The following is a 25,597-nucleotide window of genomic DNA, read 5'->3' as shown; positions in this document are numbered from 1 at the left end:
GCCTTTCCCCTCTGGGGGAAGGTGTCAGCGAAGCTGACGGATGAGGGATTATTATCACTTACCTGATGCTCCATAGTTACTTAAAACTCGGGCTGAAGGATCGTTTACGTCACATCCCTTCCAGCTCTTGTTGGGCATCCAGAAATCTATAACCATATCTGATTGTCCGGAATAATACTTTTCAAACAATTCTCTATATAAAAGCGATTCCTTGGTAAAAGGAGTCGCATGAGTATACGATTTCCTTTTCTCTTCAAATTCCTCATTCGTATAATGAGCTTCTGCATATTCCATGAGGTCATCTCGAAGTGAATGTCCGACCGCATCTGAGAATGCAGCTTTCTCTCTCATAAGGATTGAATGAGGAATAAACTTGTCAGGCTCAAAGGCTTTCCTTAATAAGTACTTACCCATTCCGTAAGTATTGAGTTTCTTCTCGGGATCAATGCTCATTACATAATCCACGAAGTCCAGATCTCCGAAAGGAACTCTTGCTTCCAGTGAGTTAACACTTATGCATCTGTCAGCTCGAAGTACATCGTACATATGAAGTTCGCGTACTCTCTTTTTCGCTTCCTCCTGGAAGGCTTCGGCACTTGGTGCAAAGTCTGTGTACTTATATCCGAAAAGTTCATCCGAAATTTCTCCGGTCAGAACAACCTTAATATCGGTGTTTTCATGGATCCATTTGCAAAGAAGATACATTCCTATTGATGCTCTGATTGTTGTTATGTCGTAGGTTCCAAGAGCCTTTACAACAGGCTCGAGTGCATCCAGAACATCCTGTTTACTGATAATCACTTCGTGGTGATTGCTGTGGATGTAATCTGCAACCTCTCTTGCATACTTAAGGTCTATAGCATCTATATCCATTCCGATTGCAAAGGTCTCTATCGGTTTGTCCTGAAGACTTGCGGCCACTCCGCAAACCAGAGATGAATCCAGACCTCCTGAAAGAAGGAATCCAACAGGAGCGTCTGCATCCAGTCTCTTCTTTATTCCATTTAAAAGCTTGTCATGAATGTTTTTAGTAATTGTCTCTAGGTTGTCGGTTCTAATTTCCTTAACCTCGGTCATGTCTCTGTAAGAAATGAACTTGCCGTCCTCGTAATAATGTCCGGGCGGGAAAGGTGATATTTTTTTACAAACACCTGTGAGGTTCTTAGGTTCAGAGGCAAACAGTATGTACCCATCCTCATCATATCCGTAGTAAAGAGGTCTGATTCCTATCGGATCCCTCGCTGCGATAAACTTTCTCTTTTCATCATCATAGATGACCATCGCAAACTCTGCGTCGAGAAGTGAAAACATTTTGGTTCCAAGCTTCTCATAAAGCGGAAGAATGATCTCACAATCGCTGTCACTCTGAAAGGTATAACCCATTGATTTCAGATATGACTTAAGGGCTTTGAATCCGTAAAGCTCTCCGTTGCAAATAACAGCATTTCCGTTCAGTTCAAAGGGCTGCATTCCTTTGCAATTCAGTCCCATGATCGCCAGGCGATTAAACCCGAGCCATCCGCCATTTACCTTTAGTGTCCTGAATTTGTCAGGCCCTCTGGATGCTGTCCTTTGCAGCATTTCCTCAAAGAAATCCTTACTGATTTCTTCCCTTGTATATGTGAGTATTGCGCACATATCTGTTGTTCCTCCTGGTTATTTTATTTCCCCTCATCCGGCGCTTCGCGCCACCTGTCTCCGCTCCGGTCCACGCAGAACCGACATCCCCCGGATGTCGTGCGCCCCAAAGGGGAAGGCTATTTCGGGGAATTATTTCATCACTCGGCGTCGGCCAAAGCAAGTACGCCTTCCTCGCCGGTGCGAATCTTAACTACGTTATCGATGCTGTAAACGAAGATCTTCCCATCACCGATTTTTCCTGTATAAAGAGTTCTCTTAGCTGCCTCAATAACATCCTCTACAGGAATCTTGCTGACAACAACTTCCAGCTTAATCTTGGGAAGAAGTGTCACATCCATCTCAACTCCGCGGTACTTCTGGCCTGAGCCCTTCTGTACTCCGCATCCCATAACCTGAGTAACTGTCATTCCGGTTACACCAAGTTCGTTCATTGCCTTACGAAGCTTGTCGTATCTTGAAAGCTTTGTAACAATTACTACCTTATGAATAGCAGAATCTGATTTAACAGGACCAGTTACAACAGGAACTGATGCATTCTTCTGGAACTCTGTAGCCTTGTCATATTCATCAACACCAAGGTCTGTATTCTCATTGACACTCATGTTCAGTGTGTTTGAAATATCCATAAGTGCGAATCCTGAATATGCAGATGCAAGACCGTGCTCAGTTGCATCAAGACCTGTGATTTCCTCTTCCTCACTAACTCTGAGGCCAAGGATTGCTTTAATAGCTACGAATGTGATTGTGATTGTTACTGCTGTCCATGCTGCAGCTGCTGCAAATCCTACAAACTGAATACCAAGGAGCTTGAAGCCGCCGCCATAGAAGAGACCTGTCATCTCATTTCCTGCTGCATCAGCAATGCTGTAACCGGGTGCTGCGTTTGTTGCAAAAAGTCCAACTGCAAGTGTTCCCCAGATGCCGTTTAAGCAGTGAACTGCTACGGCACCAACCGGATCATCAACGTGAAGCTTGTAATCAAGGAACCATACACCGAAGCAAACAAGAAGTCCTGCTACTATACCGATTACGATTGCACCAAAAGCATCTGTTACATCGCAGGGAGCTGTGATTGCTACAAGTCCTGCAAGTGAAGCATTGAGACACATTGAAACATCGGGCTTACCATACCTCAGCCATGTGAAAATCATGCATGTTACTGTTGCAAGTGCAGGTGCTATTGTTGTTGTTACAAATACGCTTCCAAGCTGTTCTACTGTAGTACATGCTGCTCCGTTGAATCCATACCAGCCAAGCCAGAGAATGAAAACACCAAGAGCTGCTGCTGTAAGATTATGTCCGGGAAAAGCGTTTACCTTAACAACTTCTCCTCTTGCATTTCTCTCGAACTTTCCAATGCGAGGTCCGAGGAATGCTGCACCGATCAGGGCTGAGATACCACCAACCATGTGGATACATGTGGATCCTGCAAAATCGTGGAATCCAATCTGTGCAAGGAAACCGCCGCCCCATGTCCAGTGAGCTTCAATAGGATAAATGATTGCTGAGATAACTGCTGAGTATACACAGTAGGAAATGAACTTTGTTCTCTCAGCCATGGATCCTGAAACGATCGTTGCTGTTGTTGCACAGAACACTAAGTTAAATACGAAATTGGACCAGTCGAAATTTGCATAATTTGTAAAAATATCAAATCCCGGTCTTCCGATGATTCCCATCATGTCCTCACCAAGGAGTAATCCAAAACCGATGAGAATAAATACTACAGTACCGATACAGAAATCCATCAGGTTTTTCATAATGATGTTTCCTGTATTCTTTGCTCTTGTAAAACCTGCCTCACACATTGCAAAGCCTGCCTGCATCCAGAATACAAGAGCTGCTCCGATCAAAAACCAAACTCCGAAAACACTCGAATCAATTGCACTTAAAATTTCTTCACTCATAACCTGCTCCTCCGATTCCTAAATTAGTCGGGATAATAAAATTGGCGGTGCGCAGGGAGACTGCTCATACAGTCTGATGCCCCATTGCACCGCCTAATAAATCATTTGTAGAACTTCCGGTCAAAACAATGCCCGGTGATTACTTATGAATACATGTATACAATTGTGAGTACACATTCTCCGGAGTGTATTCAAAAAGATAAGAAAAAGCGCCTTAGAGTGTTAACTCTAAGACGCCCTTGTCTTTTATAGTTTGTGATTTTACGCTTATGAAACAGATGTGTCAAGATACTTTTTTAACTTTTTTCAAATTAAAAATCTTGATCATTTTTTACTTATTCAGTAACTGTATCCTCTGCTTCAACACTCACATTCACACCGTTGCCGGTGAGGTTGATGTTCTTGTTTACCTTAGCATCATAGGTTCCGGCTCTCATGATCTCAGTGAAATCAACACCGGTAGCTTCTGACATGGTATCAAATACCTGCTTCATAACGATAGGCATGTTGCCTGAAATCTGGCTTGCACCGTTTGTTCCATCGCCTGTTCCGTATATATTGATCTTGTCGATCTGTGAAAGAGGCTTTGCAATCTCGGCAGCCATCTGAGGCATGATCTTGATCATCATCTCAGCCATAGCAGCTCCGTTGTACTTCTTGTACGCTTCTGCCTTTTTCTCCATTGCTTCAGCTTCCGCAAGACCTTTAGCCTTGATAGCTTCCGCCTCGGCACGACCCTTGGCTTCAATACCTGCAGCCTCGGCATCGTACTTAGCTTTGATACCTGCTGCTTCCTGCTCTGCTGCGAATTTCTGTGCCTCAGCCTGTGCTCTCTTAGCATCAGCCTCACGCTCCTGCTCATACTTATCAGCATCGGCTTTCTTCTGACGTTTTACAAGCTCTGCCTCAGCGGCCTTCTCAGCCTGGTACTTTTCAGCATCAGCCTTTTTCTCAATCTCAGCTGCAAGTTCCTGCTGCTTTACAGCAACTTCCTTCTGCTTAAGTTCAGCCTCGCGCTCTGCCTTTGCAATCTGAGCATTAACGGTGTTGGTCTGAATTGTCTTTTCCTGTTCCTGTCTCTGAATCTCGTATGCGGCATCGGCTTTAGCCATAGCAGCATCGGTCTCCAGTTTAAGTTCTGCCTGCTTCATAGCAAGGTCACGCTGCTTCTGTGCAATCTCAAGATCAGCTGCAATTCTTGCATCATTGGCTTCCTTGTCAGCTTTTGCTTTTTCAACTGCAACTTCCTTCTCAGCCTGAGCCTTAGCTACAGCTGCGTCCTTCTTGATCTTGGAGGTGTTATCCATACCAAGGTCATTGATGAGACCGTTTTCATCGGTTACGTTCTGAATGTTGCAGGACAAAATCTCGATACCGAGTTTACTCATGTCCTTTGAAGCCTTCTCCATAACCTGATCTGAGAAGCTGTCTCTGTCGGTATTGATTGCCTTAAGAGCAAGTGTACCGATGATCTCACGCATGTTACCCTGAAGGGAATCCTGAAGATCAAGTGTGATCTGCTCGGGATTCTTGTTGAGGAAGTTCTTGGCAGCAAGCTGAATTGCTTCTGGAGTAGTACCGATTCTTACCTTTGCAACAGCGTCAACATTAACGTTGATGAAGTCATTGGTAGGAACGGACTGCTCTGTTTTGATGTCAACAGTCATCTGCCCAAGATACAATCTGTCGACCCTCTCAAAGAAGGGGATTTTGATACCTGCGCGTCCAATGAGGATACGAGGAACCTTTCTCATACCGGATATAATGTATGCTCTGTCCGGAGGTGCCTTAACATATCCGGCTGCAATAATGATAATAGAAATGATAATGATTGCGGCAATTACAATTGCCATTGTTAATGATGTAGTCATAACGACCTTCCTTTCTCTGAAACACTTTTGTTTGAGTGATTTAATTGTAATCTACGTAAAATCGTGAATACATATCGGTTTTGGAGCCTTTAAATATTGTATTTTTCTGTTTTGGAAAAAATAATCGCTACCGATATTACGTCGCTATTGCCTGTCAAAGGAAGCGACCTTTACAGAGTGAACAACGAACCTGTTTCCACTGCCCGACTGGCCGGAACAGGTCGACAATGTAAGAAGTGAAGGATGCTCCGAAAAATCAATATCTCCGGAGATTTCCTTCATAGAACAGTTTTTAACATAATTTACAAAATCTTCGTATTCACTCTCGTTCTTAACTTCCGTGTAGCTGTATGAGCCCACGGTTGTAGCATAGTATGAGAATACTTTGTACTTATATATCTTATCCTCCGTATAAATATATACATACGGATTATCCGCAAGGATATCCTTGTCCTTGTTTTTATAAATAGTTTTAAGAGAACCGAACATCGAACCGTTTCTCATGTTATGACCAAATAAGAAGTCACTGAGGCCGCAAAAATCAGCATCAGAATCAACATCCATAAATATGCAGCCTGCCTTATTGGGTGTTCCTTCAAAGGTCTTATGAAGATACTGATCGATTGACTGTTCCTTTACCACCGGATAGTTAATTGTGGAAATGGCTGGGAAATAGAGCCATCCAATGAAATCGGAATTGATGCCCTTTAATGCCTCAAAATTGATATCCAGCCTCGGATATTCGTCCTCTGAATCCTCATCGATTTTTTCGAATAGTTCGGAATTATCATCTTTTACAATGACATATTGATCGGCGATGTTGTCGTACTCCGAAATCGCGACAGAATACTCCTTTTGATCAAAATATATCATGACTCCCTCATATATTATGACCCCAAGAAGAATTAGAATGAGCACTATTCTTAAAATGCTCCAAAATGAATTTGTTTTTTTCTCTGTGTTTGTATTTTCCATAATATCAATATTTTATACGAACACAGAGTATTAGAAAAGAGATTTCTTTGACAGCCGACATGCTGTATAATTAGCCTTTGAGGGGAATCTTTAGAAAGCTTTAGAGGAATATGGATTATGAATAAAATCAAAGAAGCCCCGTCCGATAACAATATTTATCGTCCGGTTTTCAAAAAGACAAGAGGTCAGATTTATAGGACAGCTTATGTAACGATAGCTCTTGTAATTATAAACGTTCTTGTTTATCTTGCATCTAACAGCATCGCACCGAATTTCTATGATGATCTGATATTGGATCCCGCCGCATTTTTTTACACGGATAAAATAGAATGGTATAGACTGATTACGGCAACCTTTATGCACGCAGACGTTGATCACATCTTCGGAAATATGCTGTGCCTGGTTGCAATCGGCGCATTACTTGAAAACTATATGGGACACGGTCTTTATTTCATTATGTATTTTTTAGCCGGTATTGCAGGTAATGTTCTCACACTGGCCTACAATATTACTTTTGACGATTTCTTTGGTTCCCTTGGCGCGAGCGGATGCACCATGGGTTTATCAGGTTTTATGGTGGTATGGCTAATCGTAAACAGAGATCAGCTTGTTAAGGAAGAAAACATGCTGATAAATATTCTGTTGTTTGGTTTACTGATTGTCTATGAATGCTTCTTCCAGAAGGATGCCAATACCGTAGCACACCTTGGCGGTTGCATTATTGGTGTCATTTTTGGAATCGTAAATATAATCGTCTTCCACAACAGCAAAGAAATGGAAGGATTACTTTAATCTTGATTTTCAGCGACAAGCTGATCTATTGCTTCGGCGTATCTTAGATAGGAATCGTAGGCGACATCACCTCTGTGATCGGGCAGGAGGTCTCTTCCGTAGTTGTTAATCAGAGTATTTCCAAGGTAATCGGAATACTTATTTGCTCCGTTGTAGTTGAGGTGAGAGCTACCATCCGATATGTCGGAGCCTCCGGTATAATCAAGACCGATGTCACTCAGATGTTTAAATACATAATCGAAGCAGACGTGATCGTCCCCGGCTGCATTAAGCTCTCTCACATAATTTTCAAGCCAGTTGTAGCGCTGGGTTTCCTCCTGCTTAAGGCCCTCCTGCTGCTCCACATTCAGCTCGTAGGGCACCATTGTTATATAAAGCTTTATATCATTTTCTTTTGTATATTCTATTATCTTATCCAGATATCTCACCGACTTTTCAAGCGGTGCCTTGCACTCATCGGTATCAATCACAGGATCGGGCATAGACTCGTTATGAAAATGAGGAACAAAGCCCTTATAATAGCTGTAATCTTTGCCGAAAGCAGCCTCTAAATCCTTTTCCTCAAGGTCGTTATATCTGTCATGATAACCGAAAAAGGAAGGGAAATATTTATTCCACAGTTCTTCTTTATTATCAAAACAAGCCGTCATCAGCTGCAGTTTGTTTAGCGAAAAGCGCATGCCATACAAGCTGTCACCGAGGAAATAATAGTGGTATTTGTAATCCTCCTGAAAAGCTGCTGCCGTAAAAAAGTCGAGAACAACAACCTTAGGCTTTTGATATTTACATAGCTCCTTCAGATAATGATAGGAAACATGCAAAGGCTGCTCCGCGGAAGAAAGGTCATAACCAGCTATGCCATAATCGGTAAAAAGCTTCGCAGTGTTGATTCCGCAGTGAACATGACTTGAACCAAGCATAACCACATCTATTGTGTTTTTAGGCTGATCGTATAGTGCCCTCGACTGCGTAACACCGGCCTCGGTCTTAACGCAGAGGACATTGTTGGCGACTGAAAGAAGGCAGAAAAATACTATTAAACTAATTGAAGTAACTATTATTCTTTTCATGTTTTTATCCTATTAGGTTATTCCCCTCATCCGGCACTTCGTGCCACCTTCCCCCCTAGGGGAAGGCTTTTAAAATTGTGCGTAGACAAAGCTTCTGATTTCTTCCCCTGCTCCGTATTTTCCGAATATCAATATTACAAGTGCGAGGAAAACAAACACCGCACCTCTGGTAATGTCTCCCCATCTTGCGGACATGGTTTCGGGTGGGATGGTGTCTTTCCTGTACGAAATGATATCCATAACTGTAAGGATAACCAGAGATAATCCTGCAATCCACCATTCTGTCTGCACGAGTCCCAGCATTGGTCCGTCCTCAAAGGAAAGCCCAGTTCTAATTCCTGCTGTACCCACAAAAGGAATCATCCCTTTGATATACGAAGCGGCAACGCTCATATCCGGAGCTCTGAAAAAGATCCAGGCAAAGGATACCAGAATAAAGCTTATAATTCGTCCGAGCATTCCTTTTACAAGAAATGCCGCTTTGCTCTTTCTCAAAAAGCTTGAAAATACATTCATAACTCCGTGGAAAATTCCCCAGATTATGAAAGTAAGTCCTGCTCCGTGCCACATACCGCACACAAAGAAAACCACCAAGGTGTTAAAGGCTTTTCTGGCACTGCCCCTGCGATTTCCTCCAAGCGGAATATAGATGTAATCCTTTAGGAAATTACTTAGCGAAATATGCCAACCTCGCCAGAATTCCACTATATTCTCCGTAAGATAAGGCGTCCTGAAATTCTGTGTGAGCTCTATCCCGTACAGCGCGGAAATTCCTATCATTATATTGGTATAGCCTGCGAAGTCGCAGTATATCTGCATCGTATATAAGAGTGAAACCAGCATAAGAGTCAGAAAGCCATATTCCGACGGATTTTCAAAGGCAGCGTCAACGGGAATTCCTATCCTGTCGGCAATAACCATCTTCATGAAAAGTCCCCAAATAAGATATGACAGCGCGCGAATTGTCCTGTCAAAGTCAAAAAACTTTACGCTCTCCGTCTTCTTAATCTCCTCAAGGAATGCCCCTTCTCTCTCAATCGGGCCGCTCATCCACTTAGGAAACCACATCATGTAAAGCGCATAGATAAACGGATTCTTCTGTAATGTAGTTTTTCCCATTGAAACGTCGGCAACATAGCTGATTGCCTGGAAGGTATAGAAAGATAAACCTATCGGAAGTCCGAGCTCTGCCACTTTTTCCGGAACATATACTCCGACTAATGCTGCTGCAATATAAAGATATTTCCACCCAAAGAGAATAAGCGCAGGAATAGCTATGCCTATAGCAGTAGTTATATGCGCAAGTTTCACCTCATCTCTTTTTTGAAAATATGAAATCAATCCCCCGAAAAGGTATGAGATCACCGTAATAAAAAGGAGCACCGTAAGCCCAAATGCTTTCCCCTGCCAGTATATAAAAAATACACTCGCAGCAAGAAGCACCCACTTACGAAATCTCCCCGGTGTGATATGAAAAAGTAAAACCGATATGATTATAAAGCCAATAGTCGTAAGCTGAAAAAGCAAGTAAATTATCCCCCAATCTTAGCTGATAATTCGTCAAGAGTCATATGTGAAAGAGCCGGCGATGATCCCCAGGAATACTGGGATTTAAAATCATACTCACCGTCAGCTATCATAAGCTCGTCAAGAAAATAATGACCGTAATCATCCCCAAGCGCACTCGAAAAGGCAGCCCTGTAATCCTCCTCAGAAACACTGCTTCCGTCTCCTGCCATAAATGAAGCTCCGTTTTCCACCGCAACATTATTTATCAGTTCCGGAGCTTTGGTCTGTTCATTAACCCTGTAAAGATATGACTCTATTCTGCCGCCGTTATTTGAAATAACATATTTTATAAAGAGATTCTTCTCAAGAAAAAGAGCTGCGTAAGTGCCCGGCATATATGAAGAATCATCGTCAGTTTCATCGACATAAATCTCAAAGGGCTCGGAGACAGCTTCACCTACATAGCTGCAGTAGAAAGCTCTCTTTCCGGAAACATCGTGCATTATAAGTTCCGGAATCCCATCCTTATCAATATCAATAAGAGAAAATCTGGCAAGGTCTCCGGATATATCCGTGTACAAAGAAGCACACTCATCCCTAAACTGAGTCGCCCTGCTAATAATTCCTTCCTTGTATGCCGCACTTGCAAGGACTTCGCCCGGATCTACAACAGCTTGTTCTACAGGTTCTTCCTCAGTCGCCTCTATATTGTCTCCGGCAGATTCCTCTGTGATTGTCTCTTTCAGATCGTCATAGGAAGTCATGCCGGTACTATCACTCTTCCCCGGTCTGAACAGCAGAATAAGTACAGTGGCAAGTATTACTATTACCAGCACCGTGATGGCTATAAAAATTATGCGTCTTAGTTTTTTATTCTTCTTTATCGCCATTCCCAGCCCTCACCGGCAACCTCTGCCTTAAGCTCTTCCACGCCTGCGTCCCATGAACTGTAATATTCATCACCTCTGTGATCCGGAAGTTTTTCTTCGCCGTATCTGCTTCTCAGATCCTGCGCAAGGTATTTTGCAAACTGTGTGGCACCGTAATAATTCAGGTGCGAACTTCCATCTGCAAAATGCGTACCGCCCTCGTAGTCTATTCCAAGATCACCTATATGTTTAAAAGTATAGTCAAAATAAACATTGTCTATACCCTCGTTCTTTATCTCCGCCAGGTAATTCTCCAGCCAGTTGTACCTCAGGTCTTCCTCCTGGGTTACGCCCTCCTGCTGCCCTACATTCAGGTTATAGGGAACTATCGTAATGTACAGTTCTATTCCGTTTTTATATGTATAATCGATTATTTTTCTTAGGTATTTCTGAGATTTTTCGGAAGGTGCCTTAACATCAGTGGTATTTGGACTTGGTGTATTCACGGCAGCCATTTTAAAAGAAGGTGTATAACCCTTAAAAGAACTGTAGTCCTTACTCCATCCATCCTTCAGTGTGGCAAGATCTCCTTCGGAATCCGCTCCATAATATGAGGAAAGATATTTCTTTTTCATATTCTCATCGCCATCAACCGCGGTCTCGACCATTTCAACTTTATTGAGGGAATATCTGATGCCGCAAAGCGCATCGTTCAGATAATAGTACTTATCGGCGTAGTTGTCCAGAAAGGCGCAGGGCGCAAAGAAGTCCAGCACCACAACCTTGGGCTTTTGATATTTACAGATCTCTCTAAGATAATAGTAGGAAATCCAAATCGCCTGCTCTGCAGAGGAATAGTCATAGGCACTGATTCCGTATTCCTCCCACATCTTATAGGTATTTATTCCATAATTTACATGGCTTGATCCCAGCATAACCACATCTATGCTGTCCCTCGGCTGGCAGTACATGGCAAGTCCCTGCCGTATGCCACCATTTGGTCTGTCTGTCACTATGCCACCTCCAAAGTTTACTGTACTTAGCAGGCAGGTTATGGTCAAAAATGCAGCCATTAAAGATTTCATGCAGGTTTCCTCGTTGTCTAAAAAATGTTTGATAAATTGCGATGTTTATAATGATTTTACGGCTATAGGATGTTTTTTACAACAAAAAAAAGCTCCGGCATACCGGAGCTTCCCCTCATCCGTCAGCTTCGTTGACACCTTCCCCCAGTGGGGGAAGGCATTATGTATTCGCTGACACTTATAATATCACTTTATCTCGCATTCTTCCGATGGCGTCCATAGCAAGTCTGGATCTCTCGCACTCTTCTGTAGACAGTGTAATCTGCCAGCAGAGTTCGGAGCCCTTCATGTGCTCGGAAGCATAGGATAGACCGTTTGTCCTCTCATCAAGGAAAGGTCTGTCTATCTGATTGGGATCTCCCAATAGAATTATCTTGGTATCCTTACCTGCTCTGGTGATGATGCCCTTCGCCTGAGCCGGCGTCATATTCTGGGCTTCGTCAATTATGAGGTAGGTCTTAAGGATTGAACGGCCTCGGATGAAGTTAAGGGCTTCAGTCTGAACGATTCCTCTCTCAAAGATCTCATCCGTCTTATCCTGAAGTTCCTTCTCATCGTTATAGCGCTCTTCCTCGCTCGAATCGATGAGCTGTTCAAGGTTATCGATTATAGGTCTCATAAGAGGTCCTATCTTTTCCTGCTCATCTCCGGGCAAAAATCCGATATCGTCATCAAACTGGGAATTCGGTCTGCAGACAAGGATTCTTCTGTACTCTCCCGTAGGTCTGTTTATCATCTTCTCAAGACCTACTGCCAATGAATAGAAGGTCTTGGCTGTACCCGCCATACCCTTAACTATAACCAGCGGCGCCTTGTCCGCGGGCTGCATCAGCGCCTCCTGAAGGAAGTACTGACCTGCGTTCCTGGGCGTTACGCCGTAGGGCTGCGCTTTTTCAAATTCAAGCTTTCTGATAACTCCGTGATCGACTCTGCCCATCTGTGTCTTATTGGTGGACTGGTCGCTCTGAAGTACTACAAATTCATTCTCATAGAGTTCCGGCTTGATCTTATCTCCGTTTTCATCGCAGATATAAACTACATCAACCGGTACTCCCTTTCTTCTAAACTCTTTAAAATTCTCTTCCGGTGCGTATACCCTTATTCTTCCGGCATACTGATCGTCACCTGATACTACCTGTTCAGTTGTAAAGTCCTGAGCCTGGATCCCGAGGAGCTGTGCCTTTATTCGCATCAGAATATCCTTTGTTACAAGGATTACCTGCTCCTTATGTGTATCCGAGAGCCCTTTGCAAACTCTGAGAATACGGTTGTCGGATTTGTACTCCACCATATCCTTGGGAAGCTCTACATCCTTATAGTTTTTCTCTACCCTAAGGATCGCTCCGTCTTGCAGTTCTACTCCCTTTGTAAGATCTCCTTCCTTTCTCAGTTCTTCAAGTAACCTGATTACTTCTCGGACATTGGCACCGCGCTCACCCTCGTCGCGTTTGTGCGTATCCAATTCTTCAAGTACCACCAGCGGCAGGACAACATCGTTGTCATCGAAGCACCGCAGAGCATGTGGCGCCTGAATGAGGACATTAGTATCGAGTACATAGATTTTTTTCATGCACTTCCCCCCATCCTGTTTAGTTTAGACGTGTGATGCTATATCACAAAAAATGGTATAACCCTTACGTCTATGTAAGAATTATACCATATTTTGGGTTTGTTCATACTAAAAAATACTATAATTAGTGATTACCTGTTATCCAGCCACTGTCTGGTCTTGGCGTAAACATCCTTGAAATCACCTGAGTAATTCTCGCGAATTTTCTCGGTCGCCTCTATAAACGGCTTGAGATCCGGATATGTAACCTCAAGTCCAAGCTCCTCAAGCTTCTTAAAAATATCCTCTTCATTCTGATGAACCGCCTCGTGCTCTCCCTCCGCGGATACCTTGGCTGCAGCATCAATGACAGCTCTGTCCTCTTCGCTCAGACTGTTGTACACGCTTGTCCTCATAACCATGTTCCATAAATTATACGCATGATTGGTAACTGCAACATAATTCTGAATCTTATAGTATTCGTTTGTATAGAAGGTAGTTGCTGACCAGTCGGCTCCGTCAAAAGTCCTTCTGTTCAGATTGTCATATAGTTCAGAGCTCACATAACTGTAGGAGGTTGCTCCAAGCACTGAAAACATATCCATCAGGGTCTTGCTCTTAACGGTTCCTATTATTAGTCCCTTCATATCCTCGGGAGTATTGATCGGGCGAACGGAATTGGACAGATTTCTGAAGGATCCGCAGTAATGGCTCAGCACTTTAAAGCCTCTCTTTTCAAGCTTGTCATCCACCTCTCTATTGATGTCACATTCGGAAAATTCCCATGCAGTCTCATGATCTGTGAAAAGATAAGGAAGTCCGGTTATTCCTTCCTCAGGAACTATATCAGTAAAATAGGGTGCAGCTATGATCGAAACATCGACCTTTCCTTTTTTCATATCATCATAGATAAGCAGCTGGTCCCCGTATTCATCCTGGTAGTGAACATCGCATTTAACGCGCCCCTGCGTGCCGGTCTCAACATCAGATGCAAACTGCCTGACATAGTCGCATCTGAAGTCATCCCGGGGCATAGCTACACAAATTTTAATCGTGCTGACGCCGTCCGCCCCTGCAGAAGAGCCTTTGCAGCCTGCAAGTGCGAACGTACATAGAATAATTATAAAAGCCGGTATAATTACCTTTTTATATAATGTCAAAAGCCTTGTCATATATGGTTTCTCCATATTTTTTACTATCATTAATCTTAGGTAAACCATACCTTAAATGCAATTAATTTATTCTAAAAATATTATGATATAATGAGTTTATAAGTTATTATTTCCGTGGGGAGGAGCATAGAACTTTGGCGCTTTTTGGCAGAAAATATGATGATGAACTTGATAATAATTATGTGCCGCTCGAAGAGTTTGCTCCTACCATCAGCAGGCAGGAAGTGGTCAAGCGGAAAAAGCTCTCAGACCTCATTTCCCCTATTCGTGACATTCCCACAGCTTTAAGAGGAAGAAGAGACCAAATAGAAAGTGACCTTTCATCCTTTTCATCGGATCAGGATGAGAGCTTTGATGAACTCGAGGAAATGCTCTCCGACATCGTGGATGATACCAAGGGGCATATAGACGATGTTGCCACTTTAAACGAAACCATAGAAAAGGTACGCGAGGCTCTTTCATCCATAAAGGAGACAACCGATAATCTACCTGAGCTCCCCGACAATTCGGAGCTCAGCGATGAGATAGAGATTCCGCAGATAAACCTGCCAAAGCTCTCTGCCGAGTATATGCCAGATTCCGAGCTTGTTGCGCAGATACGCAGCTACTCATCCTTTTCACACATATTAAAAAAATCCGTTGAGTACACACTCTCATCCCTCGATCAGTACCACAAGCAGGTACAAAGCCTTTCAAAGAAAAAAGAAATGCTCGAAGCCCTGGCATCGGAGGCTGATCTTCTGGCGCTTAATACAACTATAGATGCCACTCATATGAACGAAGAAAGCAGGGTCTTTTCCACGAAGGTTGCCGCTGAGGTCGGAGATCTGTCCAGGAAGATTCATGATATCTCTGCTGCCCTTGATGCAGAGCTCGGTGCATTGGAAAATGGCTTTAGAACAGTAAGGTCTTCCGTAAACACCATAGAATCCGCTCACAGAGATGCTTCCCGGTACGCGGATATGTACTCCTCTGCCAGCAACGAGTATTACAGGCAGAGCACCAACTACACGAATATATTGATTCAAAGTCTTTCCAGACTCAATCAGGATTTCAGGGAGACACTTGATAAACAGGATGCTATTCAGGCTGATTACCTGAAAGCGTTGGAGGTTTTCAGATCTGATATAATGACCTCCGCCCGTGAGATACTATATAAGGGAAGCCGTATAGGAAGTGTTCTGGATGGCTGCATACGCGGATCTGCTTCTCTGAAGGAAGAAATGACAGAAACTCTTGAGAATATTGATGAGCTCAAGTCTCTTCTATCCGATGTGAGAAAAACCGATGCTATAAGAAAATCCAAATATTCATCAGCTTTGCTGAAAGCCTTTGATCAGGATATTGTCTGGCTGCACAATAAGATTGAGAGCGTCATGGAAGCAGCTGAAAACGAATCATAATTGCACAAAAGAGCCGGTGGTAAAAACCATCGGCTCTTTCTCCCTCATAAATACATAAACCGCAGAACGATTTATTTAGCAGGTCCTGCCTGCACTAAAATATCTCACCCATCAATATAATTAGATTTTATCACACTTTCGCAATAATACAACCCGAAAAAAGTGATTTTAAGGCGTTTTTTATAATTTTTTAATAAACCAGTTTCCTCTCAGAACCTGATATACCTAGGTCTACCCGAACTTACCACGTAATCCTCTGCCCAAATATAAGCAACCAGTTTCCCATGATAATAAAATTCACAGCGGTTTCCCTTTATCTCATCCATTACCAGTGTAATCGCATCAACCCTGATACAATCCTCGGAATTCTCATACCACAAGCCCTGAACATTCTGTGCATAGGTAATAACGAAATCCTTGAGCTCGCAATAGTGGAATCTGTCATAAGTGACAAGCATCCTGGACCTCTTACATTCGTCCGCGCCTGCCTTGGGTATTCTGGCTCCTATAATCTTAATCCTGCCGCTCTTCATTCGTCTGAAGGAAATCATAATCTCATAGCCGCCTTCAAGAGCCTGATAAAGCACAAAGGGATGTGTACTGCAGTAGAGTCTCTCACTGCCGTAGCCAAGCTTTCTTCGAAGGCTTGTGAGCGCTAGTCTGATTTTGGCTATAAACGCTTCATCCTCACTGTTTCTTCTGACCTGGAGCCTTAAGATAACCGCGTACTCTGCCTGCAAATAGTAATAATAGGCCTGTGATATGTCCGCCGTACCTCCGATTCCCTTTCGGTACATATCGCCAAGCTCATAGGCAGCCTCAGCAAATCTGCATCTGTAGTGGCCTTTTCCTTCACTTATAAACTTTTTAAGCTCCCGTCGGTATTCAGCACGCTTGGTTCTTCTGATGCCGACTCTTGATTCGTCCCGTTCTTTCATAGATGTTATAATATCACAGAAGGGGTTTCTTTACACCCTTGACTTTATTTCGTATAATTTCGTAAACGGATATGATAAATACATACTTACTTTTCATATCAAAAGGAGTTTATTTATGTCTGTAAAAAAGAAATTCTCGCACCTTGGTTTTTCAATTCTCTTTTATGTGGTTTTCTCCAATATACTCAGCGTAGTTGTTGTAGCTGCAGCAATGTTTATATATATCTTCGTTAATTACTTCTCGTATCTGAGCGCTTCCCCGCAAACAGGTGACGGTCTGAACATGGAGCTTTATATGCAGCTTATAGAACAATTCCGGACTAACACCACTCTCACAACCTTAATCACCATGTGCTCGGGATACCTTATTGCTGTTCCGATTTCAATAATCATCTTAAACGCTCCGGCTACCAGGGATCTTCTTCCGCTTAAGGGTATGCAGTTTATGACTCCTGAGGAGAAGGCTCAGGGAAGGAAGCTTACCCCGGGAGAATTTTTCAGATTTATCATGTACATGTTTCCGCTTGGAATAATCGGCTCCCTTATAGGGCAGATACTTGCAGTAATAATGGGCAGCATTACCGGACAGGACATGACTGATGTTCTGTCATCCACTCTCACAAATATGTCACTTCCTATGGTCTTTCTTCTCAGCGTTGTACTTGCTCCGATTTTTGAAGAAATCATGTTCAGATATGCAGTGATCGGTTACTGCAGGCGCTATGGTGAATGGAATGCCATCATTATATCCGCGTTTATTTTCGGACTTATACACACCAATGTTTTCCAGTTCTTCTATGCTTTTGCGCTGGGAATTGTTTTTGGTTATGTATATATTTACACAAGGAAACTGATCTATACCATCATCATGCACTGTACCTTCAATTTCTTCGGAGCCTTTGTGCCGATGCTGATTGATCCCAATCTTTCACCCTCCAATACGGGTTCCATTATTTATTCCGTGATTCAGTACATCGTCGCTATAATAGGCCTTATCATGCTGATTTTTTACGTAAAAAAAGGAAGTCTCCTACAGAATTCCCCAAATACTCCGATTCAGGACAAATTCTGTAAGGACTCCGTTTTAAATGTAGGAATGATAAGCCTCATCATCGCGTGCATTATCATAACTATACTGTTAAATTTTGCGATCTGATCTGTTTCTCTTTATGAAAAAAACAAGATTTTAGAGCATTTCTACAACTTCCTGGGAGAAGTCTGCATAGCCGTTTTTATATAATTCCTGAACAAATTCTACGGCTTTCTGACCGGATTCCTCAATCGGTACACCCTGACTGTAGATATACTCAACCTTGTTTCCGTTTGCCATAATAAAATTCACCTGTGTTCCAATAATCTGGCCATCGCCGACATCCATGCCGACTACTTCGACATCTGTAACTTCACGAACACGTCCTGCAGCAAATAATACTCTCATATTAACCTCCTTAATCAATCGTCATCAGAGTCATCCGCATCAAAGTTAATCTCCTTGAGACGTTGTGCCTGCTTGTAAATACCATCCAGGGATTCTCTGAAGCTTTCGAACTTCAAAACCGCCTCCTGAGCATTCTTTAGTCCGTCATTGGAAAGTGCAGCAACTTCTTCACTTGTGGCGGACAGATTAGAAATATTATCATTTATCTCATTTGTGGAATTATCAATCATCTCCATACTGGTTCCGATATCACTGATCTTATCAATCAGATCCTCGAAATTATGATTGATCGTCTCAAATGAGGAAGCGGTATCACGGATTACCTGATTCTGCAATTCCACGGACTCAACCGTATTATCTATACTCTCCATGGCCTTATTTGCATCTTCTGTAAGTTCACCGATAATTTTTGTAATCTCATTGGATGCATTATTAGTCTGCTCAGAAAGCTGTCTGATATCATCTGCAACAACCGCAAAGCCTTTTCCGGCTTCTCCCGCTCTGGCAGCCTCAATTGAAGCATTAAGTGCAAGGAGGTTCGTCTGTTTTGAAATAGCCATGATCGAACCAAGAATTTTCTGAACCTCTTCTACCTTGTTGAGAACAGCCTTAGTAGATTCGGCAGTAATCTGGCTGGCAGAGCGGACGCCTCTTGCCTTGTCTCTCAAAACTTCGATGGTCTGAGCCACTTCAGCAACCGTCTCCTTGGTACTATGCGAAGCTTCTATCATCTGCTGTCTCTGAGAATCCGCAACCTGTGTCTGCTCTCTTATCTCTGCCACCTTCTGGGCTTCATCCGTTACGGCATTTGCGGTACTCTCTGTAGAGCTTGCTATATCCTTCATTCCGGAGCTTGTATTTTCAATAATCGACTCGAGTTCCGCTATAGTACCCTGAGCGCTGTCGAAATGCCTGGAAATACGTCTCGCGATTTTTCCCATATCATGACTTGCTGCTTCCTGAACCTTTACATTTTCCTGAATAGTATCAAAATGCTCCTCATTAAAGGCGTTCAAGAGGCTCATCGTATAATATGATGCCAGAATCGTAAGTATTGTAGCAATTCCGGTAAGTGCTATTTCTGTACCGCTTCTTTCCCCCTTCGAAAGGACTCTTAGGGCGGTGATGACATACATAAGCAGAATTACCGAACTTCCGCCTATTATAATGCGCTTGTTCATATAAAGGATTCCGCATACAAGAATAGGAAGTCCGAACATAACATAGTAGAGCTGACCTTCGACAGCCATTACAACAACGAAAGTAACCGTTGCACCAATCATGATCATCGAAGAACCGATACGGCCTTCCCTGAACTTCGCCATCGCTACGCACATTACCGCAATACTTATCACAACGGAAGCTATTTCAAGGATTCTTCCGCCGGAAAAGCCTACCGTAACACCCTCAAACAAAAAAGCGAGTGCACAAGTAGCCACAATAATTAGGCATACCGTAAACGCTCGCTGATTGACACGGGAGAATTGGTTCTTATCCATATTGTCCTCCTGATATATAAATGCAAACAATTGTTACAAATACTCTCACACTTAATATTTTATCAGAATAGACGAAATTCAGTTCTAAATTTTTACTAAATAAGGATATTCTCTCTTTATAATTACTTTATAAATCGAACCTATTGCCTGTCATAATAAGCTTTGCCTGAGCAAATAAAATAGGTTCTGATGTATCCGTCTGTGGAAACAAAGGCGATTTCATTGGTTGATTCAAGATAATAAATATCATCACCGTCCTCGGCTTCAGTCTTGTGAAGAGCCTCCGGATTGTTTATAAGAGCATTGGCTCCTTCAAGATATTCTTCCTCTGAAGAAAAGCCCATTTCCGCCCCATGCTTTTCGAAATGGCCGGATAAGCGGTCAGGATAGCGGAAGTTGTAGGTTTTCCCATCACGCTCTTCAATTGCTGATATAGCAGCCTCTGCTGCACTTTTGGCATCGCTTTTTGCATCGTCTGTAAGGAGCTGCGCTGAATTTTCCGCAGGCTCGTAGCTTGAAAGCTCAGAGCTGCTACTTCCGGCATTATTCCCCTCATTCGATGGACCAAACTGGGGATACATTATCATATACATCACGCAGATGATAAAAAGAACCATTATCCCCATGTAGTAGCTCTTTGATTTTTTTCTGCGTGGTTTTCTATTTAGACGATTATCCATTACTCTAATCTCCAACAAAACCTAAGTCATTTATTTATATACAAATTCGCGCTGTATAACAAAGCTAAGCAAAAACAATACGGTGTCCACCGGGATTTTCACATATACTTCCGGAGCCGATTCAAAGAAGCCGTGAATAAAGGTAACTCCGTAGCCGCTAAGCAGCATTATAACAACGGCAAGCAGCAGATATTTGGCTGCAGCAAGGAATTTGTTTCCTCTCCCCTTAAATACCACCTTGTAATTAACCATAAAATTGTAGGTGGCGGATATCACTCTTGCCAGTATCGTAGAGAGCAGAATATATCCTATAAAAAGGTCCTCGACATTCCTGAAAAGTCTGCAAAACAGAGCAAACATAAGCATATCTATTACACTCGACGAAAGCGAGGAAATAATAAACTTAAAGAACACCGCATAAATAATAAGCGAATCCTTTATTGGTCTGAAATGGCTGGATTTATTTTCCTCAATATAAATTGTCTGTATATCCACCTGCCTTATCGGAATCCCCAGATAACCGGTGGCTAAGAGCATATTTGTCTCAAACTCAAAACGCTCACCCTTTTCATTCAAAAGGTAGCGCATAAATCCCGCAGGAATCGCACGCAGACCGGTCTGTGTATCAGTCACCTTTACTCCGGTCAGGACACCCATCACCTTGCTGGTGGTTTTATTTCCAAACACGGATCTCGCGGGAATTCCGCCCTCATCAAAATTTCGGCACCCTAAAATCAGAGCATCGCTGTTTTCCAAAAGCTCTCTCTTGACCCTTGTGATATCTGTCGTTGTATGCTGTCCGTCGGAATCAGCGGTTATGACTCCTATCATATCGGGATACTCATTCAAGCAGTAATTGAAGGCATCCTTCAGTGCTCTTCCCTTACCCATATTGACTGCATGTCGAAGGACAACTGCCCCATATTCAGACTTGGCCGTCTCAAAGAGTTGTCCATAGGTATCCTTATCCGAGCCGTCATCCACTATTACAACAGGTTTAAGCTCCGATGCTTTCAGGTCGGAAAGAAGCTTTATTAACTTTTCATCCGGCTCATAGGCCGGGATTATAATCGGTATTGTCTTATTTTCCATATTTAATATAAATAAACAGGGTATAGTTTAATATCGTTTCCTGATTTTTCTATCCTGTATATCTTCCAGAATTTAAAATATTCCTCACCTTCCGTGATGGTGTTAAAAGTTTCTGCCATAGTCTCTTCCCCAACAGAGGGTGCTTCCGCAAAGAGATACTCAGCATGACTGCTTGATATTTTTTCACATATAGTGGCTACTGTATCAGCCTCTGTAAGTGTATCATATACTGCCGGAACAGGCGATGCTTCCTTGCTTATATAGGTATCATGTACCCAGTGATTGGATTCACCGCTCCTAAGATTCAATACTCTGTGTCCCCAGAGGTCTCTGTGTCCGTAAACTGCTTCGATAAACATCTCTCCGCCATCGTCTATCATATCGCCGTTGTACGTCTTATTATCGGCAAGTTCTGTTCTATATCCCGCAAGATACTTATACATACCCTTATAATCTGCCGTAAGAAGCACAAAAGCTGCGAACGCGATGTAAATCAGAAGCGCTTTTTTATTGTTATCCGGATCATCGGATTTTTCCGAAAGCTTCTCATATCTTCTCGCCTTCGTAAAAGCCATTCCCGCAAGCAGATATATGCCGCCTATAGTAAAAGGTGCCCCATATCTTGCTATCGAATTTGTCATAGCAAAGGCATCAAGATACTGATCCTCAGCCTGAAAAAGCGAAATATGTGCAATGAAAATAATTGCATGTGAAATAATCGCTGATATCAAAAGGAAAATTCCTATCGGCTTCGCCTGCTCCCTTGCTATTATTCCCTTTTTTACCATAACAATAAAAGCAGCAAAGATAAGGATTATCACCGCGCCTATCGGAAGGTCAAAGGTTATATTGTGATCAGCATGCATCGGCATGGTCCAAAGCCCGAGGAAAAAGTATCTGGCTTTATCAAGTGCATTAGCGGGGACAGAATAGGAACCTGTTGCCATTTTTATTCCAAGTCCCGTAGCCTTGGCCACTCTCCTGTTTATCAGACAGAACAGAAGCCAGCTTCCGTAAAAGGATGCCGAAAAAAGTGACGCGAAGATTATTCCTCTCTCTTTGTATCCAAGCATAAAATAGAACAAAAGTGCAAAGAGTGCCCACTCGATACCGACAGATTTCGTAAGGAACAGCACCGCTGCATATAGCGCAATCCTTCCGTAATAAAAAAGACCTGCATGGTCTCTTTTGTCCCAGATGGCATACAGCAGAGCTCCATATATGATGCCCATAGTGATATCAGCCGGAGTTCCGTAAAAGATAATCCCGTTTACAATTCCCGGGACCATAAATGCAAGCAGAGTTGCCGGCGCTGAAAGCTTGTCCCTCACTGCTTTTACAAGAGGCATAAGAAAAACTGCGTTTAACGCAAAATAGCCGGCAAACTGGAGTCCTTCAATATATCTGCCCGGACTTATCTGCAGGAAGACCCATTTAAATAGCGACGTTACCGGCGGATAATCTCCGAATTCCGGTGAAACATTGCCGTATTTTCCGGGAAACCTGTTCAGATAAAATAACTGTTTAGCATCAGATGACCAGAAATTGATATCATCCCACCAGGTGAAAATCTGGTCCTTTGTAAGATAGGTAACAGCTGTCAAAACAAGGATAAAGGTAATTACAGAGGGTTTAAAGAATACCTTTAAACATCTTCGAAATACCCTTTTCTTGCTGTTAATGTTCACAACCTTGGATGCAAGCGATGCCTCCTTTATACAGTGCTCCGCATAAATAATCAGCACAAAAAAGGCTATTATCAAAAGAGCTATTACATAAATAGCCCTCATTTCCCCGATAACAGCCAGAAGGTACAATGCAAGTATCTGCATTGCACCTGTCATGGCTATGGTATCGCATATGCTCTCTTTGAATTTAACGGCAAGAACAGATGCCGTCAGAAAAAATGCTGTTGGAATTAGCAGCCACATGTGTATGTCTCCAGATTATAGTTTAAACAAAGTACCGATAATTCCTCGGCCGAGGCTTGCTCCGATGTTGCCTCCAAGTGTCTTTCCGAACTTTCCGAAACCCTTGCCGGCAGCTTTACCTACTTCACGTCCCACTGTGCCGCTCACGGTTGAAGCAACGGATTTTGCAGCGCGCTTCTTTGCAGCTTCTGTCTTCTGCTTTTCACGCTCCTCTTCTTTTGCCTTGGCTGCCTCTTCTCTCTCCTTTGCTTTTGCAGCCTCTGCCTCAGCTTTAGCCTTAGCAGCTTCCTCTGCGAGCATTACTCCCTTTCTCTGAAGCATTTCATACGCAGAATCGGAATCTACTGCATTTGCATATTTACTGTAGAGAAGGCTTCCCTTTATTGCGCTGTCTCTCTCAGAGTCGTCAATTCCTCCGATTTTACTCATAGGAGGAAGAATAAATGCACGTCTGACAACTCCCGGCGTACCGTTCTCATCAAGGAAGGACACAACAGCCTCTCCCGTTCCAAGTTCCATGATAGCATCATAAGTCTTAAACTCGGGATTCTCCCTGAAGGAATCCGCAGCGGCCTTAACAGCCTTCTGATCTGCGGGAGTATAGGCATGAAGCGCATGCTGTATTTTATTGCCGAGCTGTGCAAGAACTCCGTCCGGAATATCTCTCGGATTCTGAGTGATGAAATAAACACCGACTCCCTTGGAGCGAATAAGTTTTACGACCTGCTCTATCTTATCAAGAAGGGCCTTGGAGGTGTCCTTGAAAAGAAGGTGCGCTTCATCAAAGAAGAATACCATCTTGGGCTTCTCCATATCTCCCACCTCGGGAAGCGTCTCAAAAAGCTCTGAGAGCATCCAGAGAAGGAAGGTTGAATATAAAACGCCGTTATTTATAAGGCTCTCGGAATCAAGAATATTGATCATTCCCTTTCCGTTCGTATCTGTTGTAAACCAATCGGTGAGATTAAGCGCAGGCTCTCCGAAGAAAGTCTCGGCCCCCTGTGTCTCCAATGCAACAACGCTTCTTAAGATCGCGCTTATGGATACGGGACTCATCTTACCGTACTTGGCGGCATATTCCTTATTGTTCTCTGAGAGTTCATTTAAAAGAGCCTTCAGGTCTTTGGTATCAAACAGAAACCACCCGTTATCATCCGCTATTTTGAATGCAATTGTGAGGATATCGCTCTGAAGATCGTTAAGTCCAAGAATTCTGGACAAAAGAATAGGTCCCATCTCAGAAACAGTGGTGCGAAGCTGAATTCCCTTCTCTCCGAAAAGATCCCAGAAAGTAACAGGATACTTTTTGTATTCGTAGCCTGTTCCTGCAAGAGAAAATCTCTCTATTCTCTCTTCCATCCCTGAGCCTTCGCGGATCATTCCTGCAAGATCGCCCTTAACATCGGCCAGAAATACCGGAACACCCATATCGGAGAAGGATTCCGCAAGAACCTTAAGTGTAACCGTTTTACCTGAACCGGTTGCGCCTGCAATCAGTCCGTGTCTGTTTGCCATCTTCGGCAAAAGGCATAAATCATCCCCATTGTCTGCTTTTGCTACCCACACCTTACTGTCTTTAAACATTTCCATACCCTCCAACGTTATGCTTAAATTCAATCTACTTACTATTTTAACTACAAATCTTCAGCAAAACAACAAACATAAACAATTTTTGATTAATTGAAAAAACCGGTAGTCTTACGACTACCGGCTGTTTCTGAAGTTTAAATTATTTCTTATTAACAAGATCCTTAAGAGCCTTACCAGCCTTGAACTTAGGAGCTACAGAAGCGGGAATCTTGATGCTCTCGCCAGTCTGAGGGTTCTTACCTGTTCTAGCTGCTCTCTTTGTAGTCTCGAAAGTACCAAAGCCAACAAGCTGAACCTTATCCTTCTTCTTAAGCTGCTTTGAAACAACGTCAACGAAAGCCTTTACAGCCTTCTCAGAATCCTTCTTAGAAAGACCTGTCTCCTTTGCAATTGCTTCTACTAATTCTGTCTTGTTCATAATCGTTTTCCTCCAAATATAAGAAAATTTAACTACATTGACTATACTAGCACCCAAAAAGCCTAAAAACAAGCCTTTTTTGACAAAAAAAGTCGGATTTTTCCGTATTTAAGCCGTTTTTAGTGATATCTGTCAAAAAAGTCTGATTATTCTTGTGAAAAACAGATA

General features: G+C 42.8%; 21 protein-coding genes. 3 read left to right on the top strand and 18 right to left on the bottom strand.

Annotation, left to right across the window (positions count from 1 at the left end; translation table 11 throughout):
• Positions 1-54: 54 nt before the first annotated feature.
• The 4 genes from asnB to G596_RS0108610 all read right to left on the bottom strand — a co-directional run bounded on the left by asnB (position 55) and on the right by G596_RS0108610 (position 6,292).
• Positions 55-1,638, bottom strand: a complete 1,584-nt coding sequence (gene asnB, locus G596_RS0108625; protein ID WP_022761439.1) for an asparagine synthase B — start codon at positions 1,636-1,638, stop codon at positions 55-57.
• A gap of 140 nt (positions 1,639-1,778) precedes the next feature.
• On the bottom strand, positions 1,779-3,548 hold the full coding sequence (locus G596_RS0108620; RefSeq protein ID WP_022761438.1) for an ammonium transporter: 1,770 nt from the start codon (positions 3,546-3,548) through the stop codon (positions 1,779-1,781).
• A 335-nt stretch (positions 3,549-3,883) separates the two neighbouring features.
• Positions 3,884-5,419 (bottom strand): flotillin family protein, encoded by a 1,536-nt coding sequence (locus tag G596_RS21505; protein ID WP_022761437.1) that lies wholly within the window; start codon positions 5,417-5,419, stop codon positions 3,884-3,886.
• 144 nt (positions 5,420-5,563) lie between these two features.
• On the bottom strand, positions 5,564-6,292 hold the full coding sequence (locus G596_RS0108610; protein WP_022761436.1) for a class B sortase: 729 nt from the start codon (positions 6,290-6,292) through the stop codon (positions 5,564-5,566).
• Between the two features lie 219 nt (positions 6,293-6,511).
• Here G596_RS0108610 and G596_RS0108605 point away from each other — a divergent pair, with 219 nt between their 5' ends.
• On the top strand, positions 6,512-7,186 hold the full coding sequence (locus tag G596_RS0108605) for a rhomboid family intramembrane serine protease (RefSeq protein ID WP_022761435.1): 675 nt from the start codon (positions 6,512-6,514) through the stop codon (positions 7,184-7,186).
• Here G596_RS0108605 and G596_RS0108600 read toward each other — a convergent pair.
• The 6 genes from G596_RS0108600 to G596_RS0108575 all read right to left on the bottom strand — a co-directional run bounded on the left by G596_RS0108600 (position 7,183) and on the right by G596_RS0108575 (position 14,440).
• Positions 7,183-8,256 (bottom strand): hypothetical protein, encoded by a 1,074-nt coding sequence (locus tag G596_RS0108600; RefSeq protein WP_022761434.1) that lies wholly within the window; start codon positions 8,254-8,256, stop codon positions 7,183-7,185. The two genes, G596_RS0108605 and G596_RS0108600, sit on opposite strands and share 4 nt — an antisense overlap.
• Before the next feature lie 69 nt (positions 8,257-8,325).
• A complete protein-coding gene (locus G596_RS0108595; protein ID WP_022761433.1) occupies positions 8,326-9,783 on the bottom strand; it encodes an MBOAT family O-acyltransferase in 1,458 nt (485 codons plus the stop codon).
• Between the two features lie 5 nt (positions 9,784-9,788).
• Positions 9,789-10,655: a hypothetical protein gene (locus G596_RS0108590; protein WP_022761432.1), complete on the bottom strand. Its 867-nt coding sequence runs from the start codon at positions 10,653-10,655 to the stop codon at positions 9,789-9,791.
• Positions 10,646-11,719, bottom strand: a complete 1,074-nt coding sequence (locus G596_RS0108585; protein WP_022761431.1) for a hypothetical protein — start codon at positions 11,717-11,719, stop codon at positions 10,646-10,648. Before G596_RS0108585 ends, G596_RS0108590 begins: the two co-directional genes overlap by 10 nt.
• A gap of 178 nt (positions 11,720-11,897) precedes the next feature.
• Entirely contained in the window at positions 11,898-13,289 is a 1,392-nt protein-coding gene (locus G596_RS0108580; RefSeq protein WP_022761430.1) for a PhoH family protein, read from the bottom strand.
• A gap of 131 nt (positions 13,290-13,420) precedes the next feature.
• The gene (locus G596_RS0108575) at positions 13,421-14,440 is read right to left on the bottom strand and encodes a TRAP transporter substrate-binding protein (RefSeq protein ID WP_022761429.1); all 1,020 of its coding nucleotides are present in this window, start codon (positions 14,438-14,440) and stop codon (positions 13,421-13,423) included.
• Between the two features lie 134 nt (positions 14,441-14,574).
• On the opposite strand from G596_RS0108575, the gene G596_RS0108570 reads away from it, so the two are divergent.
• On the top strand, positions 14,575-15,843 hold the full coding sequence (locus tag G596_RS0108570) for a hypothetical protein (protein ID WP_022761428.1): 1,269 nt from the start codon (positions 14,575-14,577) through the stop codon (positions 15,841-15,843).
• A 209-nt stretch (positions 15,844-16,052) separates the two neighbouring features.
• Here the strand turns inward: G596_RS0108570 and G596_RS0108565 are convergent, their stop codons facing one another.
• Complete coding sequence (locus G596_RS0108565; protein ID WP_022761427.1) at positions 16,053-16,781, bottom strand: SEL1-like repeat protein; 729 nt, start codon at positions 16,779-16,781, stop codon at positions 16,053-16,055.
• A gap of 115 nt (positions 16,782-16,896) precedes the next feature.
• Here G596_RS0108565 and G596_RS23690 point away from each other — a divergent pair, with 115 nt between their 5' ends.
• The gene (locus tag G596_RS23690) at positions 16,897-17,937 is read left to right on the top strand and encodes a CPBP family intramembrane glutamic endopeptidase (RefSeq protein ID WP_022761426.1); all 1,041 of its coding nucleotides are present in this window, start codon (positions 16,897-16,899) and stop codon (positions 17,935-17,937) included.
• Positions 17,938-17,967: 30 nt separating this feature from the next.
• Here the strand turns inward: G596_RS23690 and G596_RS0108555 are convergent, their stop codons facing one another.
• The 7 genes from G596_RS0108555 to G596_RS0108525 form a co-directional block, all read right to left on the bottom strand.
• Positions 17,968-18,219, bottom strand: a complete 252-nt coding sequence (locus G596_RS0108555) for a hypothetical protein (protein WP_022761425.1) — start codon at positions 18,217-18,219, stop codon at positions 17,968-17,970.
• A 14-nt stretch (positions 18,220-18,233) separates the two neighbouring features.
• Positions 18,234-19,718, bottom strand: a complete 1,485-nt coding sequence (locus G596_RS0108550; protein ID WP_022761424.1) for a methyl-accepting chemotaxis protein — start codon at positions 19,716-19,718, stop codon at positions 18,234-18,236.
• Positions 19,719-19,858: 140 nt separating this feature from the next.
• Entirely contained in the window at positions 19,859-20,398 is a 540-nt protein-coding gene (locus G596_RS21495; RefSeq protein ID WP_022761423.1) for a hypothetical protein, read from the bottom strand.
• A gap of 30 nt (positions 20,399-20,428) precedes the next feature.
• Positions 20,429-21,490 carry a glycosyltransferase family 2 protein gene (locus G596_RS0108540; RefSeq protein WP_022761422.1) on the bottom strand — a complete coding sequence of 354 codons (1,062 nt, stop codon included), beginning with the start codon at positions 21,488-21,490 and terminating at the stop codon, positions 20,429-20,431.
• 2 nt (positions 21,491-21,492) lie between these two features.
• On the bottom strand, positions 21,493-23,421 hold the full coding sequence (locus tag G596_RS0108535; protein WP_022761421.1) for a hypothetical protein: 1,929 nt from the start codon (positions 23,419-23,421) through the stop codon (positions 21,493-21,495).
• Positions 23,422-23,436: 15 nt separating this feature from the next.
• Positions 23,437-25,005, bottom strand: coding sequence for a helicase HerA-like domain-containing protein (locus G596_RS0108530; protein WP_026671254.1), 1,569 nt, complete (start codon positions 25,003-25,005; stop codon positions 23,437-23,439).
• 145 nt (positions 25,006-25,150) lie between these two features.
• Complete coding sequence (locus G596_RS0108525) at positions 25,151-25,429, bottom strand: HU family DNA-binding protein (protein WP_022761419.1); 279 nt, start codon at positions 25,427-25,429, stop codon at positions 25,151-25,153.
• Between the last annotated feature and the right edge of the window lie 168 nt (positions 25,430-25,597).

The sequence above is a fragment of the Butyrivibrio sp. AD3002 genome (assembly GCF_000420905.1).
In the GTDB taxonomy this organism is placed as follows: domain Bacteria; phylum Bacillota; class Clostridia; order Lachnospirales; family Lachnospiraceae; genus Butyrivibrio.
The sequence above is the reverse complement of the archived record's forward strand: the minus strand, read 5'-3'. Positions and strand labels throughout refer to the sequence as shown.

What these genes read in the sequence shown, in the direction of transcription:
- asnB (WP_022761439.1), bottom strand. Translation starts at nt 1,638, where the DNA reads ATGTGCGCAATACTCACATATACAAGGGAAGAAATCAGTAAGGATTTC.
- G596_RS0108620 (WP_022761438.1), bottom strand. Translation starts at nt 3,548, where the DNA reads ATGAGTGAAGAAATTTTAAGTGCAATTGATTCGAGTGTTTTCGGAGTT.
- G596_RS21505 (WP_022761437.1), bottom strand. Translation starts at nt 5,419, where the DNA reads ATGACTACATCATTAACAATGGCAATTGTAATTGCCGCAATCATTATC.
- G596_RS0108610 (WP_022761436.1), bottom strand. Translation starts at nt 6,292, where the DNA reads ATGATATATTTTGATCAAAAGGAGTATTCTGTCGCGATTTCGGAGTAC.
- G596_RS0108605 (WP_022761435.1), top strand. Translation starts at nt 6,512, where the DNA reads ATGAATAAAATCAAAGAAGCCCCGTCCGATAACAATATTTATCGTCCG.
- G596_RS0108600 (WP_022761434.1), bottom strand. Translation starts at nt 8,256, where the DNA reads ATGAAAAGAATAATAGTTACTTCAATTAGTTTAATAGTATTTTTCTGC.
- G596_RS0108590 (WP_022761432.1), bottom strand. Translation starts at nt 10,655, where the DNA reads ATGGCGATAAAGAAGAATAAAAAACTAAGACGCATAATTTTTATAGCC.
- G596_RS0108585 (WP_022761431.1), bottom strand. Translation starts at nt 11,719, where the DNA reads ATGAAATCTTTAATGGCTGCATTTTTGACCATAACCTGCCTGCTAAGT.
- G596_RS0108580 (WP_022761430.1), bottom strand. Translation starts at nt 13,289, where the DNA reads ATGAAAAAAATCTATGTACTCGATACTAATGTCCTCATTCAGGCGCCA.
- G596_RS0108575 (WP_022761429.1), bottom strand. Translation starts at nt 14,440, where the DNA reads ATGACAAGGCTTTTGACATTATATAAAAAGGTAATTATACCGGCTTTT.
- G596_RS0108565 (WP_022761427.1), bottom strand. Translation starts at nt 16,781, where the DNA reads ATGAAAGAACGGGACGAATCAAGAGTCGGCATCAGAAGAACCAAGCGT.
- G596_RS23690 (WP_022761426.1), top strand. Translation starts at nt 16,897, where the DNA reads ATGTCTGTAAAAAAGAAATTCTCGCACCTTGGTTTTTCAATTCTCTTT.
- G596_RS0108555 (WP_022761425.1), bottom strand. Translation starts at nt 18,219, where the DNA reads ATGAGAGTATTATTTGCTGCAGGACGTGTTCGTGAAGTTACAGATGTC.
- G596_RS0108550 (WP_022761424.1), bottom strand. Translation starts at nt 19,718, where the DNA reads ATGGATAAGAACCAATTCTCCCGTGTCAATCAGCGAGCGTTTACGGTA.
- G596_RS21495 (WP_022761423.1), bottom strand. Translation starts at nt 20,398, where the DNA reads ATGGATAATCGTCTAAATAGAAAACCACGCAGAAAAAAATCAAAGAGC.
- G596_RS0108540 (WP_022761422.1), bottom strand. Translation starts at nt 21,490, where the DNA reads ATGGAAAATAAGACAATACCGATTATAATCCCGGCCTATGAGCCGGAT.
- G596_RS0108535 (WP_022761421.1), bottom strand. Translation starts at nt 23,421, where the DNA reads ATGTGGCTGCTAATTCCAACAGCATTTTTTCTGACGGCATCTGTTCTT.
- G596_RS0108530 (WP_026671254.1), bottom strand. Translation starts at nt 25,005, where the DNA reads ATGTTTAAAGACAGTAAGGTGTGGGTAGCAAAAGCAGACAATGGGGAT.
- G596_RS0108525 (WP_022761419.1), bottom strand. Translation starts at nt 25,429, where the DNA reads ATGAACAAGACAGAATTAGTAGAAGCAATTGCAAAGGAGACAGGTCTT.